At 74.0% G+C, this 15106-nt stretch carries 12 protein-coding genes; 5 read left to right on the top strand and 7 right to left on the bottom strand.

What is annotated here, in order from left to right; translation table 11 throughout:
* Positions 1-126: 126 nt before the first annotated feature.
* Positions 127-366, top strand: coding sequence for a hypothetical protein (locus tag ACZ62B_RS01355; RefSeq protein WP_469689217.1), 240 nt, complete (start codon positions 127-129; stop codon positions 364-366).
* Between the two features lie 10 nt (positions 367-376).
* Here the strand turns inward: ACZ62B_RS01355 and ACZ62B_RS01350 are convergent, their stop codons facing one another.
* Together ACZ62B_RS01350 and ACZ62B_RS01345 are read right to left on the bottom strand one after the other, a co-directional pair.
* Positions 377-652, bottom strand: coding sequence for a hypothetical protein (locus tag ACZ62B_RS01350; RefSeq protein WP_468727394.1), 276 nt, complete (start codon positions 650-652; stop codon positions 377-379).
* 158 nt (positions 653-810) lie between these two features.
* Positions 811-1194: a peptidoglycan-binding domain-containing protein gene (locus tag ACZ62B_RS01345; protein ID WP_469689093.1), complete on the bottom strand. Its 384-nt coding sequence runs from the start codon at positions 1192-1194 to the stop codon at positions 811-813.
* Positions 1195-1532: 338 nt separating this feature from the next.
* On the opposite strand from ACZ62B_RS01345, the gene ACZ62B_RS01340 reads away from it, so the two are divergent.
* Complete coding sequence (locus ACZ62B_RS01340; protein ID WP_344560048.1) at positions 1533-1979, top strand: CU044_2847 family protein; 447 nt, start codon at positions 1533-1535, stop codon at positions 1977-1979.
* Here the strand turns inward: ACZ62B_RS01340 and ACZ62B_RS01335 are convergent.
* Entirely contained in the window at positions 1940-3628 is a 1689-nt protein-coding gene (locus ACZ62B_RS01335; protein ID WP_469689092.1) for a chloride channel protein, read from the bottom strand. The genes ACZ62B_RS01340 and ACZ62B_RS01335 overlap by 40 nt on opposite strands.
* A 232-nt stretch (positions 3629-3860) precedes the next feature.
* Between ACZ62B_RS01335 and fxsA the strand changes: the two genes are divergently transcribed.
* From fxsA to ACZ62B_RS01320, 3 genes are read left to right on the top strand one after another with little or no spacing between them, the layout of a single operon-like run.
* Positions 3861-4154: an FxSxx-COOH cyclophane-containing RiPP peptide gene (gene fxsA / locus ACZ62B_RS01330; protein ID WP_344560046.1), complete on the top strand. Its 294-nt coding sequence runs from the start codon at positions 3861-3863 to the stop codon at positions 4152-4154.
* Between the two features lie 2 nt (positions 4155-4156).
* Complete coding sequence (locus ACZ62B_RS01325) at positions 4157-5407, top strand: FxsB family cyclophane-forming radical SAM/SPASM peptide maturase (protein ID WP_469689091.1); 1251 nt, start codon at positions 4157-4159, stop codon at positions 5405-5407.
* Positions 5404-6669 carry an aKG-HExxH-type peptide beta-hydroxylase gene (locus ACZ62B_RS01320; RefSeq protein ID WP_469689090.1) on the top strand — a complete coding sequence of 422 codons (1266 nt, stop codon included), beginning with the start codon at positions 5404-5406 and terminating at the stop codon, positions 6667-6669. The genes ACZ62B_RS01325 and ACZ62B_RS01320 overlap by 4 nt, the downstream gene beginning before the upstream one ends.
* Positions 6670-6699: 30 nt before the next feature.
* Here the strand turns inward: ACZ62B_RS01320 and fxsT are convergent, their stop codons facing one another.
* The 4 genes from fxsT to ACZ62B_RS01300 are packed head-to-tail and all read right to left on the bottom strand — an operon-like array spanning position 6700 to position 14838.
* Complete coding sequence (fxsT, locus tag ACZ62B_RS01315) at positions 6700-11241, bottom strand: FxSxx-COOH system tetratricopeptide repeat protein (protein WP_469689089.1); 4542 nt, start codon at positions 11239-11241, stop codon at positions 6700-6702.
* Positions 11238-12344, bottom strand: coding sequence for an AAA family ATPase (locus ACZ62B_RS01310; protein ID WP_344560042.1), 1107 nt, complete (start codon positions 12342-12344; stop codon positions 11238-11240). Before ACZ62B_RS01310 ends, fxsT begins: the two co-directional genes overlap by 4 nt.
* Positions 12341-13873, bottom strand: a complete 1533-nt coding sequence (locus ACZ62B_RS01305; protein WP_344560041.1) for a VMAP-C domain-containing protein — start codon at positions 13871-13873, stop codon at positions 12341-12343. The genes ACZ62B_RS01310 and ACZ62B_RS01305 overlap by 4 nt, the downstream gene beginning before the upstream one ends.
* A complete protein-coding gene (locus ACZ62B_RS01300) occupies positions 13870-14838 on the bottom strand; it encodes an effector-associated domain 2-containing protein (protein ID WP_469689212.1) in 969 nt (322 codons plus the stop codon). Before ACZ62B_RS01300 ends, ACZ62B_RS01305 begins: the two co-directional genes overlap by 4 nt.
* Positions 14839-15106: the final 268 nt, after the last annotated feature.

The following is a 15106-nucleotide window of genomic DNA, read 5'->3' as shown; positions in this document are numbered from 1 at the left end:
CCCCGGTTCTTCAACCGTATGACCCCGTCCTGGAGATGGCGACTCCTGGTGGAGCACCGCGCATCGACGCAGGCGGCTGCTTCGGCGACTCGGTGGGTGACGTCCGCTCCGACCGCTGGAGGCGCGGTGGCCGATCCTGTCCGTGTGCGCAGACCGACTGACCAGGAGGGGCAGAGGCTGCAGCGGATCGTGCGCCGGGGCAGCGGCTCGCCGCAGCTGCCCAGTTTCACCAAAACTTATATGGGGGCCTGCCCATGTGAAAGTGGCGTTACCGCGGTCGGCGTCGGTTTCGATCTCGGCGATATCAACAAGGCCGTCCCGATCGATAACAGCGAAAAAGGCGCTCAGGTCAGTGCCGGTCGGTGACGAAGTCAGATCAGTGGGGAACGCTGTTCTTTATCGTTTCCATCTCACCTTTCAGCTTGTCGATCTCCCGCCTCAGCGATTCGGCATCCTGGTGTCGTCCCGCGTCATCAAGGCATTTCACGAGTGAGCCGAGGGCGACCAATGCGCCGACCCAGGACAGCCACATCTTGGCCGCTAGTAGTGGTTCCAGAGGAGGAGCGACGGTGCCGAACGCGACGCCCGGCGTCGAGGCCACGGCGTTCGCGAAGGCAACGGCAGCGGCAATTTTCTGCAGTTCGCATGCCATGATGACCCTCCGTTCGATTGGGTACGCAAAAGCAGGCCCGCCGACGAGCACGGGATGACTCTCTCGCGTTCGAGCCCTGACCCGCCAACGGTTTGTCGGAGCGGTCATGAGCCGTTCCCGAGGCGGACCGAGGAGCCATTCCCGTGTTCGCCATGACCTCACGAGCCGATACCCAGCTCGGCCAAGTAGCCATCTATGTCTTCGCCGGCTCCGTGGCGGAACATGAGCGCGAGTGACGGGAAGTCGGAGAGGTCGAAAGTAACCTCCGCGCCAGGAACCGGGCCTTCGAGCGCATTCCAAGTGGCCGGACCGACGATCCCGTCAACGGACAAACCGTGATCAGCTTGGAATTGGCGGACAGCCGCATCGGTCTTATTTCCAAATATTCCATCCACTTGCCCGACCGAGTACCCGTGGGTATTCAAGTCGCCCTGCAGGCGTGTAACGAAGGGGCCGCTGTCACCTTTTCTGAGTACTGGATTCGACATTCCGGATCTCCTGATCGCGTGGCGTGAAAAGCGATATTCACGGATGCTTTCCAAGGCGGCAGCATGGTGGGAAGCGGTGGCCAGTCGGTCTCGCGCCCGGAGGGGAATGGTATTGAATGGTGCGCACTTCGAACCTACACCCGTGTCTTGAGGGGCGCATCTCTGCCGCGGCACCTCCAGAAATGTAAGTTCGGAATTCAATTACTCAGCCCTTTCCGGCCTCAGCTCGAGGCGTGGTGAAGGACGAGCGAGGCTCACTGTTTCCGGGCGCGCTCCGTCGGGCCTGCTCGGTGAGGGGTTCGAGGGCGGTCCGTTTCGGTGTGCTCCGGCGCCTCGCGCCGTAGGCTGACGCCGCCGGGCGCACGGCCCGGTCCGGAGCGGGCGGAGGGGACATGCCGGAGGAGTTGGCGCGGTTCGGACTCGGCGGCGGGGACGCCGCGGTGTACGTGGCCTTCGAGGACCAGGACCCGGAGATCGTGCGGGCCCGGAGCCGTGACCGGTCGGGGAACGGTGCCGTGGACGTCGCGGCGGGACGGTTCGAGGAAGGGCTCGACCAGGTCCGGCAGATGGCCGGGCGGACACTGGAGCGGATGGTGTCGCTGCCCGCACCGCCGTCGACGGTGGAGCTCGAGTTCGGGGTGAAGTTCAACGTGGAGACCGGTGCGGTGATCGCCCGTACCGGGGTCGAGGGGCACCTCAAGGTCAAGGTGGTCTGGGAGCGGGGCGAGCGGGACCGACGGCCCGAGGAGGACGAAGCGCCCCCGGCCGGAGGCGGGAACGGGAACGGCACGGCCGGGGGTCAGTCGGGCGCGCAGGCGGGGGCGGACGACGAGGGCTGAGCCGCCGGCGGGACCGCGGGACCGGCGACGGGCCCGGCCGCCGGGTCGGCCACCGGGTCCGTGGTGGAGCCGGCCGCCGCCATCGTCGTCCCGTTGGTGGTCGCGGGTGTGGGCTTCGGCTCCGGGGGCGGCCCGGGTTCCCGGACAGGGGGCCGGGCCGCGGCCGGGACCGGGACCGGGTTCGGGGTGTGCGCCGTCCCGGACCGGCTCTCCGTCGCCTCGTCCTGTTCCTCGGCCGTCTCCCGCGGCCGGCGCTCCAGTTGACTCCGGTACAGCGTCGTGCGTCCCGTCACCGCCGACGCGCACAGGACCGCCAGCATGCCCGGCCCCAGCAGGGAGGCGTCCGCGACCATCTCCGTCGCCATGACCAGCACGCCGAGCGGCGCGTTGGCCACGGGGCCCAGGCAGGCCGCCATGCCCACCACCACGTACGGGAGCGGCCCGGCCGACGGCAGGTGCAGCGCCTCGCCGAGGCGCCAGGCGAGCGCGCCCGTCCCCGCGCCGACGACCATGCACGGTCCGAAGATGCCGCCGGAGCCGCCGGAGCCGACGGTCAGGGCCGTGCCCGCGATCTTCGCGAGCGGGATGGCGAGCAACATCAGTACGGGAAGTCCGGCGACGAGTTCGCGGTCGGTGAGCGCCTCCATCAGGCCGTACCCCGTGCCGAGCACACCGGGCACCAGCAGCCCGAGGACGCCCACGAGCAGGGCGGCCGCCGCCGGGGCGACGATCCTGGCCGGTACGGACCGGACGCGGTCCTCGGTGCGCAGGTGCACGGCGTAGAAGGCGCCGGTGTAGAGCCGGCCGGCCAGTCCGCACAGCAGCCCGGTCACGGCGATCAGGACGAAGTCGCCGGCTCCGAAGCCCGGTCCGTCCGCCGAGTGCCGCCCGAGGACGGGCGCGAAGCCGTAGCACGCGCCGAAGACCAGCCAGCCCGAGCAGGCCGCCAGGAGCGCCTTCGGCAGCACCCGGGCGTCCATCTCCCTGCGGTACAGGAGCTCCGCGCCGAGCAGCGCCCCGCCCAGCGGGGCCTGGAAGATCGCGCCGACGCCCGAGGCGAGGCCGATCACCAGGGCGGTGCGTGCCTGTCGCCGGGACATGCCGGTACGGCGGGCGATCACCGAGCCGAATGCCGCCGAGATCTGCGCGGCGGGCCCCTCCGTACCGCCCGAACCGCCGGAACCGAGGGTCAGCGCTGACGCGACGAGCTTCACCACGGTCGTCCGGCCGCGCATCCCGGACGGATCGTGGTGTGCGGCGGCGATCGCCGAGTCCGTCCCGTGCCCGCGCGCCTCGGGGGCCAGCCAGACGGCGAACGCGGTGGCGAGGAGCGCGCCCCCGGCGGCCACCAGCGGAACGGCCCAGGGGCGTTCGGACGGGACCAGTTCACGGAAGCCGCCCTCGGCGGAGGTCCGGTACGGGCGGAAACCGGCGATGTTTTCGAGGAGTAACTCGGTGCCCAGATGCAGCAGTCCGAACAGCGCCACCGCGCCCAGCCCCGCCACCGCGCCGATCAGCAGCGCCGGCACGATCCAGCGGGACAGCGGGTCGGCCGAGGCCTCCGGAGCGGGGAACAGCCTGGCCACGGACCGTGGCAGAGGGCGTTCGGCGGTGGAGCGAGGGCCTGTGGTCTTTCGCTTCCAACTCATCGGAACTCCCTGGCTGTTCGGGCCGCGTCGCACGTATTGTGGCCCAGGGACGGGAAGGTCCGCGCCAATGCCGCGCCGCCTCGATCACGCCGTCGACGAATCGGTCATCCGTTTGGCGGGGGCGATGGATGGCCATGACATGGAGAGGAGCCCGCACGGCTCCGCGCGGGACGGAGCGCGGGGACACCGGAGGCGGGCGGGCCGTGGGACACGCGTGCGACAGGGGGAGTGCATGAGGGCCGGTCCACTCGAGCGAGGTCCGGACACCGTACCGCCCGCGAGGGCACCGGAACCGGTGGACCGGGCGGAACCGGCGGACCTGCCGGATCTCCCGGGGGTCCCCTGTCTCCCGGATCTTCCGGACCTCCCGGATCTCGCGGGACTTCCGCTGGAGGAGCTCCTCGACGCGCCGAACCCGGTGCTCGCCCGCGCCGCCCGGCGCGTCCTCGACCGGCTGATGGCCGAGGAGGCGCCGCTCGCCGCCTACAACTCGTCCGCCGTGCCCATCGACGACCCCCCGGTGTGACCGTGCCCGAACGGTCCCGGCCGCCGCTCCCGTTCCGGGAGTTCCTGGTCAAGGTGCACAGCCGCTGCAACCTCGCCTGCCGCTACTGCTACGTGTACGAGAGCCAGGACCGGGGCTGGCGCACCCAGCCGGTCGGCATGGCCCCCGCGACGGCGGGGCGGCTCGTCCTGCGGATCGCCGAGCACGCCCGCCACCACTCCCTCCGCTCCGTCCGGGTGATCCTGCACGGCGGCGAACCCCTGCTCGCGGGCGGGGAGTTCCTCGCCCGGTTCGTCCGCGGACTGCGGGCCGCGCTGCCCGCCGCCACCCGTGCCGAGGTGGCCCTCCAGACCAACGGCACCCTCCTCGACGAGACGGTCCTGAGGCTCTGCCACGCGGAGGACATCCGGATCGGTGTCAGCCTGGACGGCCCGCCCGCCGTCCACGACCGGTACCGCCGCGACCCGGCCGGCCGCGGCAGCCACGCCCGGGTGGCCGCCGCGCTGGCACTCCTCGCCCGCCCCGAGCACCGTCCGCTCTGGAGCGGACTGCTCACCACGGTCGACCCGACGACCGACCCGCTCGCCACGTACGACCACCTGCTCTCGTACGATCCGCCCGCCCTCACCTTCATCCTGCCGCTCGGCAACTGGACCGTCCCCCCGCCCGGCCGCGTCCCGGACCCGGCCCGGACCCCGTACGCCGACTGGCTCGTCCAGGTCTTCGACCGCTGGTACGGAAGCGCCGGCCGGGCACCGCGCGTCACCCTCTTCGAGTCGGTGATCGACCTGCTGCTCGGCGGCGCCTCCGGCAGCGAGGTGATCGGCGGCGGCCCGAGCCGGCTCGCCGTGATCGACACCGACGGTTCGCTCACGCTCTCCGACCACCTCAAGACCACCTACGACGGGGCCGACCGTACGGGACTCAGCGTGCACCGCGACCCGTTCGACGCGCTGCTCCGCCACCCGGGCGTCGCGGCCCGCCAGGCCGGCCGGGCGGGACTCTGCGCCGGCTGCCGGGCCTGCCCGCTGGTCGCCGTGTGCGGCGGCGGCCACTATCCGCACCGCTACCGGGCGGGATCCGGCGGCGCGGGTCACGACAACCCGTCCGTGTACTGCCCCGACCTCGCCCGGTTCATCGGCCACGTGGCACGGACCGTCGCCGCCGACTTCCCGACGACGGCGAAGGCGGCGACGAGGACAGAGGCGGCGACGAAGGCGAAGGCGATGGCGGGGCGGACTCCGGGCCGCCGGGGCGCGGGGCACGGCGGATGAGCACCCGGTCCCTGTCCCCGCGTGCTTCCCGGCAGGATTTCTGGGAGTCCCTGGCCGCCGGTACCCCCGGTCCGGCCGTCCTCGCCGCCCTGCGCACCGCCCGCCGCAACCGCAACCTCCTGCTGCTCCGCGTCGCCCACCGGTGTCACCGGGCCGACCCGCACTGGGCGGCGGCGGTGGCCCTGCTCGCCGAGGTCCGACGCGCCCGGCCGGAGGTCTTCGCCGAACTGCTCGGCGACCCGGAGGCCGGCGCCTGGCTCGCGCGGCACGCCCCTCCCGGTGTCCCCGAGTGCGGAGCCGCGCGCGGCACCGATCGCGAACCCGCTGCCGGACTCGCCCGTCTCGCCGCCGCGGCGGCCCTCCGCGCCGGGCTCCGCTTCCGGATCCGGGTGCCGGTCGCGGACGGTACGGCGCTGGTTCTGCCCGGGCTCGGCGCCGTCCTCTTCCCGGCCCCGGGCCCCGGTGCCGCCACCGTCCTGTGCGACGGGAGCGGCGCCGCGGCCGTACGGGACGGGGAGCGGCCGGTACCGATCCACGGCGCCCCGGCGGCCGGGCCCGACGGCACCGGGGGCTGGTTCCCCGTGCCGCGGCTGCGCCTGGGCGGCCGGGCCGCCGTACGGCTCGACACCCTCGACCCGCTGCGGCTCGGCGGTCCCGCGCCCCTGCCTCCCCGCCCCCTGACGCCCGCCGGGCACGCGGGCTGGGCCCGTCGACTCGACGCCGCGTGGCGCCTGCTGACGGCACGCCACCCCGAGCGGGCGGAGACGGTCGCGGAGGTGCTGCGGGTGCTCGTGCCGCTCACGGAGGAGGACGGAACCGGCTGGCACAGCGCCTCGTTCGGCGACGCGACCGGACTGGTCGCGCTCTCCCCGGTCGACGACCCGGCCGAACTCGCCGCGGACCTCGTCCACGAGACCCAGCACTCGCTGCTCTACGCCGCCATGGACCTCGTCGAACTGCTCGACTCCCCGCCCGGAGCCCGGGCCGACGCCCCCTGGAGCGATCGGCCCCGCCCACCTGCCGCGCTGCTCCAGGGCGGCTCCGCCTTCCTCGTCACGGCCGGCTTCTGGCGCACCGAACTGCGGCTCGGCAACCCCGCCGCCCGGCGGCTGTACGAGCACTGCCGGCGCACCGCCGCAACCGCCCTCACCACCCTCACCGCCCACGACGACTGGACGACGGAGGAGGGGCGGCGGCTGCTCGGTTCCCTGCGCGCCGTCCTGGCCTCGTGGGAAGAGCGGGACCGCCGCCCGCTCCCGTGAGGCCACCGCCGGCCCACGGGTGCCGGAGCGTCACAGCGGGGGCGGCTCGATGTCGCACTCCGCGCGTCGCCCGGCCTCCGCCGACAGCGTCTCCCAGTGATCGGCCCCCAGGGTTTCGTGGTAGCGGCGCACCACCGAGGCCAGCAGCTCCGTGCCCCGCTCCTCCTCCCCGCAGGACACGAGGTCGAGCGACACGTTGCGCAGGGCGGCCAGGGTTGCCGGATGCCGGTCCCCGTAGAGCCCCTCCAGGGTCCGGGCGCACCGCTCGCCCAGGTCGCGCGCCGCCTCGTGATCGCCCGTCCTGGCCAGCCCCGTCGCCAGGTTGACGTGCGCGAGCAGCGGCCACGGATGCGTCTCGTGCAACACCCGTTCGAGACCGGGCGCGGTCTCCTGGTCGAGCCGGAACGCCTGGGGGAACTTGCCCACCGCGCGCAGCGCGGCACCGTGGTTGACGGCCGCCACGTGCGTCAGCGGATGCCCGGCGCCGAGCACCGTCCGGTACCGCTCCAGGGCCTGCGCGCCCTGCCGCTCGGCGGCCTCGGCGTCGCCCGTCAGCCGCAGGTCGTTGGCGAGGTTGGCGAACGCGGCGAGCGTGTCGATGTGCATCGGCCCGAGGATCGCCACGTACAGGTCGAGCACCTCCTCGGCCAGTGCCCGCGCCCGGTCGAACCGACCGGCCTTGCGGCAGGTCACCGACATGTTCTTGATCGCCCGCATGGTGTGCGGATGCCGGTCGCCGTACTGCGCGCGGTACTGCGCGAGCGTCTGCTCCTGGAGCTCCAGAGCCGCCGCGTACTCGCCGCACTCGCGCATGTCGCGGGCCACGTTGTTGACGGAGAAGAGGGTGGAGAGCGCGGTGGGACCGAGGACCGTGCGGAGGTCCTGGTAGACGCGCCGGTCGAGGTCCAGGGCCTCCCCGTAGCGCCCGTTGACGCGCAGGCTCACCCCGTAGTTGTGCCCGGCCCGCAGGGTGAACGGGTCCTCCGTCCCGTACATGTTCACGCTGCGCCGGTACGCGTCCTCGTCCAGTTCCATGGCGTCCGCGAACCGGCCCGCGGTCCGCAGGTCGGCGGCGAGTACTCCGGCGGCCGTGAGCGTGTACTCGTGGTCGTCGCCCACCGTCTCCCGAAGCCGCCGCAGCACCTCCTCGCTCAGCGGCCGCGAGACGGCGAACTCGGCCAGCTGCCAGTGGGCGCTCGCCCGGTGCCGCGTCGCCCACAGGGTCTGGAGGTCGTCCGCGCCCAGGAACGACTGCCAGTCCGTGCTGATCCGCTCGCCGAGCTGCGCCGCTCCGCGCAGCACGCCCCGCGCCAGCAGATAGGTGATCAGATTGATCGCGGTGTCCCGGATGTGCCGGTCCTCGCAGCGAGGCAGCCCCGTCGGCTCCAGGTGCGGGAGGATGTCGGCGTAGTTCTGCCAGTGTTCGGGCCGCTGGGTGTCGCCCGGGTCGTGCGCGGCGATGACCTGGTGCACCAGGTGCCGCATCTCGCTCTGCTCCTGTGCCGGCAGTTCGTCCTGGAGGACCGCTCGCACCAGTCGGTGCATCTGCACCGTCCCGGCCACGTTGTCGACGGTGAGCAGCGAGAACTGGTTGATCGCCCGGATGGCACGGCCCCGGGACAGCGGGTCGCGGGCGAGCCGCATGAGCGCCGGGGGCAACGGCAGCATCCTGGCGTCGTGCAGGAAGTCCAGCGCCACCGGCTCGGGGCCGAAGAAGGCCAGCAGACGCAGGAGTTCGAGCGCGCCCGGCGCCTGCGTGGCCAGCGTCTCCATGGAGGCCCGCCACACCGCCGCCACCGGCAGGGTGATCGAGTCGACCCCCTCGGCCAGCACCTCGGCCCGCCGCCGCTCGATCATCGTCAGGAAGTCCGGCACCGCGATGCCGGTCTGCCGCTGCAGCGCCGCGCACTGCTCCAGGGCGAGCGGCAGATCGCCGAGGAGTTCGGCCAGCTGGTCCGCCTGTTCCGGGCCGGCCCAGGGGGCGCGCGTCCGCAGGAAGTCCAGGCTCTCGGCGCGGGTGAACACGTCCACCTTGGTCGCGAGCACCCGGTCCGACCAGCCGGCGTGGCGCGAGGTGATGAGGATGCGTCCGGTTCCCTCGGAGTCGCCGATCAGCGACGGCAGGTACGGGATGACCTCGTTGGGCTGTCCCGCGTTGTCGAACACCAGCAGCCAGCGGCTGTGCGGCGCGCCCGAGGCCAGCGCCGCCAGCACACGCGCCACCGTGTCGCTCTGCCGGTCCGGCACCAGGCCGAGTTCCGGCGCCAGCATGGTCAGCTGGGCGCGGATCACCGCGGGCTGCTCGGCGTCGATCCACCACACCCGGTCGTACTCGTGCCGGTGCAGCTGGACGTACTTCAGGGCGAGCTGCGTCTTGCCGACGCCTCCGAGACCGTGCAGCGCGTGCGGCAGGACGGCGGCCCGTGTGCTCGTCCCCAACTGCCGGTGCAGCTCGGCCAGTTCGCTCTCGCGTCCGGCGAAGTGCGGATTGGGCAGGGGTACGGAACGGGGTGAGCGGGACTGGCCGGAAGGGGCCGGTCCCTTGGTGCCGGTGCCGGTGTTGGTGTCGTCGGGGCCGGGGGGCGTGACACCCGGTGCGGTGCCTCCCGCCGCTGGGGGTTCCATGGTGGTGGTGTCCTTTGCGTTCGGGGGCGTTGTGCCGTTGTCCTGGGGGATGCCGGGGCCGGTTCCGGTTCCGGCCCCGCTTCCGGGGTGAGGGCCGTCTCCTTCTCCGTCCGCCCCGCCGTCCGCCGGAGCGCTCCCCGCCGGGTCCGGTGCCGGGTCCTCCTCCGCCGTCACCCCTTCCCCGGTGGTGACCGGACCGAACGGAGCCGTGCCCCCGACCGGGTCCCAAACCGCACCATAGGGTGGACCGAGCGCCTTGAGCGCGGGCCCCGCGGCGTCGAGGAGCTCGCGGTCCAGATCGGTGAGGGTGTCCGCGTCGGGCTTCTCCCGGCTGCCGATCACGGTGCGCAACAGGTCCGGCCGGGCCCCGACCGCACGTCCGGCCAGCGCGGAGGTCTCCTGGAGCGCGCGCAGCAGCTCGGTGCGGCCCAGCCCGCGCAGCAGCCGGGAGCGCACCCCGTCCAGGAACTCGAACATGTACTCCTCGCCGGTCCGCCCCCGGGCGGCCGTGGTGCGCAACGCGAGCAGTCCGCCCAGCAGGATCTCCGCGAACGGCAGCGGCCCGCCGGCCGCCACCGGCCCCTGCCGCACCGCCTCCACCACCTCGGGCCGCAGCGGCACCATCGCGAGCCGGGCCGCCAGCCGCCGCGCGGCCGGGGAGGCGTGCCGCAGGAACCGCCGCACCGCCAGGTCCGGCGGCACCGGACGGCGCCGCTCCTCCCAGGTGAACGGAGGCAGACAGTGCGGCGTGAGCCCCTGCTCGTCCACCAGCAGCGAGGTCGTCTCGGCCCACGGCAGAGCGCCCCCGGTCACCATCCGGGCCCAGCCCGCGAACCAGCCGGGTTCCAGCTCCAGCACGGGCACGGGCAGCGGATCGGCCGGGTCGCTGTCGCGGGGCCGCTCCCACCGGCCGTACCGCAGCAGTTCGAGACGGGAGTTGGGGAGCCCCGGCGCGAAGGCGCGCACCCGCAGGTCCATCGGCACGCCGTCGCAGCGGTCCCACAGATGGGTCGGAAGCGGCTGGAGCACGGCGACGGGCGCGCGTCTGCCCCAGGTGTGCAGCAGCCGGGGCACGGCCCCGCCCGCCCAGGCGTCGCCCACGCAGTCGCTCATCACCAGGACGATCCGGCGCCCGTCCGGATGGAACAGTTCGGCGGGGCTGTGCCGAAGCCCCCCGTCGGCCGAGCGCAGCACCGCGTGCTTGCCGTCCCGGGTGTCCAGCGACCAGAGCCGTACGTCGGCGAACGCGCCCTGCGTGCGCAGCAGTTCGGCGAACGCGCGGGCCACCGGCTGCCACACCGTCATGGACACGCTGCGCTCCACGACGAGGGCCACTTCGAACCAGCGGTCGGGCGGCCGGGTGAGCACCGGGTGCCACTGGCCGGTCTCGGCCGCCCGTACGGCGGTCGCCTCCTCGTCCAGCACCCGTCGCCGGGCGCCGCCCGGCAGCCGGCGATTGAGCGGCCGCAGGGCCCGGGCCAGGCCCCGGGCATCGCGGAGCGCACCGGGTAACTCCTCCCCGGTGACGGCCCCCCGGCCGGAGGAGAGCGTGTGGGAGATCCGGGGGAGGGCGGGCAGCGGGCCGTCGGGGACGGCCGGACCGGTGGCGCCGGCGCCGGAAGCGGGGGGACCGTGCGCCGTCGCCGTCGCCGTCGCCGTCGCCGTCGCCGTTCCGTCCGCGCCGCTCCCCGGATCCGTCCCGTCATCCGTTCCGGTGTCGGTGTCCGCTGTCCCGGACGTGTCCTCCGGCGCAGGGGAGACTCCGGAAGTACTGCCGGGGGCCGCGCCGGTTCCGCGGCCGTCGGCGCCCGGACCGCCCGTTTCCCGGTCGCCCGTTTCCCGGCCGGGACCCGGCGGCCCCTCCTCCTGCCCGATCACCTCCGCGAGCCAGAGCGCCTCCGCCCATTCGCGGGCCGTGGGCTCTGCGGAGCCCTCGGGTCCGGTCATGGTGAGGTGTCCGAGGACAGGTTCCGCCAGAGGGCGTCGCGCAGTTGCAGCCAGGAGGTGTCGTCCGCCTCGGCGGCGCCGTTGGTGAGCATGTGCACGGTGTTGAGCAGCTGGTCGATGGCGAGGTCGGCGCTGTCGCCCCGCTGCTCCACGAACTCCCGCACCAGCTCCCGCGTCCGCTCGTCGAGCGCCCCGCCGAAGTGGGAGGCGACCATCGCGGCGAGCCGCTGCCCGTCCGGTGCGGGCATCCGCACCTCCAGACACCTGCGGCGGAAGGCGGGTGGGAAGTCGCGCTCCCCGTTGCTGGTGATCACCACGATGGGGAACTCGGCGCAGCGCACCCGGCCCGCCGTCACGGTGACCCGGTGGTCGTGGTCGGCGGTGGCCACCTCCACCTGGCGCCGCGACTGGGCGAGCCGCTCCAGCTCGGGGACGTGGTATTCGCCCTCCTCGAAGATGTGCAGCAGGTCGTTGGGCAGGTCCACGTCGCTCTTGTCCAGCTCGTCGACGAGGAGCACCCGGGGCCGCCGCCACGGCAGCAGGGCCGTCCCCAGCGGGCCGAGCGTGAGGTAGCGGCCGATGCCGGGCAGCGGGCCGTCCCCGGAGGGGGAGCGGCGTCCCGGCTGGGGGGCGTCCTGGACCCGGCCGATGGCGTCGTAGTCGTACAGGCCGTCGCGGAGCGTGGTGCGGCTGACCACCGGCCACCACAGCACCCTGCCCAGCCCCAGCTCGGAGGCGATCTGGTGGGCGAGGGAGGACTTCCCGGTGCCCGGCGCGCCCGTGACGAGCAGCGGGCGGCGCAGATGGATCGCGGCGTTGACGACGTGCAGCGTCTTCGGGGCCAGCGTGCCGCCGCGCCGCCTGCCGAGCCGGCGCCGGGTGTCCTGGTCGTCGGAGGGCAGCGGCACGTCCAGCGGACCGCGTTCGGACTCCGGCCGGAAACGGCGCCAGGCCGGCGGCGGGGGGAGCTTCGGCAGCACCTCGTCCTGCGGTGAGCGGTGCTCACCGGTGTCCCGGAAGACCCACCAGCCGGGGACGGAGGATCCGTCGGTCCCGCCCGCGCCGTTCGTGCCGCCCGTCACGCGGTGCACGGTCCCGCTCATCGCAAGCCACCCCCGGTCGACGGATGCCCCAGCGCGGAGTCCGCCCCCTCCAGTCCGTCACGGCCGTCCCACACTAGGCTGATGTGCCGATGCAGGTCCAGAACGGAGAAGACCTCCGCGTCCGGCCCCACTTCCCCCCTCAGCATCCTTACCCGCTCGGGCAGTTCCATGAGCCTGCCGGCCAGTACTTTCCGTGTCTTTCGTTCCGCCTCCGGATGGCCGCCCACCTCGCGCACCGCCACGATCACCGGCATCCCCATCTCCAGCAGCACGTTGACCGCGTCCCCCTCCAGACCGCCGGTGTACGGGGGAGGTTCGAGGAACAGCCAGCCCAGCTGCTCGCGGTCGTGACGCAGCTGCCGGAGCAGCTCGACCGGCCGCAGCCGCTCGCCGTACGGCACCACGCGCACGGCGGCCGACTCGAAGGCGGTCTCCGGGGCGGTGGTGAGGAGGTCGGACCGGGCGTGCAGCCGCGGACGCCAGTGCGGCTTCGCCCACCGGTCCCGGCTGCGGACCAGGACCGTGTGGTCGGCGCCGATCGGCCGGGCCACCGAGTCCGGCGGCCGGGCCATGATCTGGTCCACCGGCAGCCACAGCAGCGGCCTCGGCAGCAGGAACTCGACCACCATTCCCGCGCTCAGCTCCCCGAGCTCCTGTACGCAGGACAGATAGCGGCCCGCGACCTCGTCCTCCATCGCGGCCCGTGAGGAAAGCTGCACCGGCTCGCCGTACGGCCGTGCCCCGTCCGGGCCGGGCGGCACCACCCAGGACCGCACGGTGTAGAGGTCGGGCACGGGCGTGCGCGCGGTGATCTCCAGGAGGAGCCGGTACGGGGAGAGCGGCCGGCCGGCCCGGGCGGCCACCTCGTCGCGCAGCCGGGTCAGCCGTAGTGGACTGCGGCAGCCCAGATGGGCGGCGACCCGCCCGCTCCAGGCGTGCAGCCGGGCCCGGAGCGGGGTGTCCTCCAGGACGGCGACGGTCTCGACGAAGACGAGCAGGGGGTGCGGCTCGTTCTCCCAGCCGTACGGCAGGTCCTCGAAGACCGCCAGCAGGGCCGGGACCTCGCCGTGCCGCTCGTCGTGGCCCCGGCCGGACCCCCAGTCCCCGGGGGAGACGGGGCCGGCGCCGGTCTCGTGCAGGACGCGCAGGGCGAGGGGGCGCAGCCGGGGCGCCTGATCGCAGGATTCCAGGAGTTCGCACAGGGTCCGGCGGTGGTGCGGCTCCAGGAGGTCCGAGGGGAAGAGCTGCCGGTGCAGCCGCTCCACCGCCCGCCAGCTGGTCGTCTTCCGGTGGCCGCGGGAGAACTCCTCCAGATAGACGGCCAGCCCGCCCGGATGGTCGGCGCAGTAGGCCAGCTCCAGGGCGAGCGCCTCCACGGTGGCGCCCTCGGGCGAGCGCGGGGCCGCCCCGTACTCCGACGCGACCCGCTGAAGCGCCGCCCGCCGGGCCGAGGCGGTGTCCGTGGACGAGCGCTGGAGCCGGAGCATCTCGTTGGCCAGCGCCCAGTACGGATCGCGGGAGCCGCTCATCGGGCGGCCCCGCCGCCGGCCCCCCGCGCGCGCAGCCGGGCGACCTCGCGGTCGAACTCCCGCATCGGCAGCGAGCCCGGCTCGTACCAGCGCAACGCCGCCGCGAACCGGTCGATGCCGTCCTCGTACTCCAGGCAGAGCCCGAGCACCGCCCGGGCGTCGTTGATCAGGACCCCGGTGCGCTCGACGTGGAAGGCGATGTGGTCCCCGGTGTCCCGCAGCACCCGCTCGCGGCGGTGCGGATCGGCGAAGCTCCGCACCTTCACGAGCACCCGGGCGAGATCCCGTTCGGCGCTGGGCGGCCAGGGCGGCGGAAGGACGCCTTCCGCGCCGGGACCGCGGTCCGGTCCGTACGGACCGGGGCCGCCGTCCGGGCCGCCGTCCGCCCCGGCGGCGGGACCGGTCACCGCGTCCGCGAGGTCGGGGCAGTACCGTACGACGACCTCGACCGGGATGAGCCAGCCGGTGCGGCGCTCCGCGCGGGTGTCCTCCGCGACCACCAGGCCGATCACGTACCCGGAGCCGTCGACGACCCCCGCCCCGCTGTAGCCCTGCCGCAACCGGTCCCCGGCCTCGCTCGCCGCCTCGAGCTGCATCCACTCGGGGCTCAGCCCGCCGGACCCCACCAGCCGCGCCCGCAGCCACAGCCCGGCGGGCGCGCCGACGACCTGCCCGAAGGCCCGGACGATCCGGTCGCGGGCGGGGCCGCACGGCCGCAGCCCGGCGGGCCGGCAGTCGACCGGGGCGTCCCCGTGCAGGCCGAGCACCGCGACGTCGGCCCGCTCCTCGTCCGGCGGAGCCCATCCCCGGGGCGCGACCGAGGCGCGCACCGGCCCGGCACCGGGTGCGAGGGAGCCGGGGAAGTCCACCATGAGTTCCGCCTCCCGCGGGTCCCCGGCATCGGGACCGAGCGCCCCTTCCACGACGTGCGCGCAGGTCACCACCCTGCCACCGGCCACGAGCACCCCCGCGCCGACCGGCGTCCCCCGTGCGTCCAGGATCCTTGCGCGCCATGACTCCGCGAGCGAATGTTCCACCCCTGCCCCCGTTTCCCCCTCCGCGAGCCTCCGCCACGCACCCCGTCCGCCGGGGTCGGGCACGGCCGCGGTGAACCAGGTGCTGAAGGCGCGCGTGTTACGGCCATGCTAAGCAGCAATACCCGGTCGGCGTCCCGACAAGACGTCTGAATCGGACAGGAGGGCCGAAGGGTGGCCGAAATGCCGCCGTCGCGGT

This window comes from Streptomyces sp. NPDC053426 (genome assembly GCF_055585405.1).
The sequence above is the reverse complement of the archived record's forward strand: the minus strand, read 5'-3'. Positions and strand labels throughout refer to the sequence as shown.